Origin of the sequence: Alkalicoccobacillus porphyridii (genome assembly GCF_007293315.1) — a bacterium.
GTDB classification, from domain to species: Bacteria; Bacillota; Bacilli; order Bacillales; family Bacillaceae_D; genus Alkalicoccobacillus; species Alkalicoccobacillus porphyridii.
In genome coordinates this window covers 1-265 of record NZ_VLXZ01000250.1, presented here as the reverse complement: position 1 = coordinate 265, position 265 = coordinate 1, and the positions used below count along the sequence as shown (strand labels likewise).

The window sequence follows — 265 nt, the reverse complement described above, 5'->3', positions numbered from 1 at the left end:
GGCCAATATCAAAGCGGGGAGGAATGACGCTGGCGAGGCTTGGGAGCATTTGCCTGCCAATCTCCAGCCCATGAAAACCCGCAATGGAAATTTGTTCTGGCACGGCGAGGTTTCGCTCGCGGCACAGCAGAAGCGCACCCATCGCAATATCGTCATTGGTGCAAAATACACCGTCTAAATCCGGGTTTGCGCTAAGGGCATCACGCATTAACTGCATTCCTAAATGAATGGATGAGATGGCGCGTGGATTCATGCGTAATGGGGA

At 52.8% G+C, this 265-nt stretch carries 1 protein-coding gene; it reads right to left on the bottom strand.

The features are described 5' to 3' along the window. Nucleotides 1–208, bottom strand: a 208-nt coding sequence (locus FN960_RS24220) for a substrate-binding domain-containing protein (RefSeq protein WP_438799991.1), incomplete at its 3' end; no start/stop codon positions are given. Nucleotides 209–265: the final 57 nt, after the last annotated feature.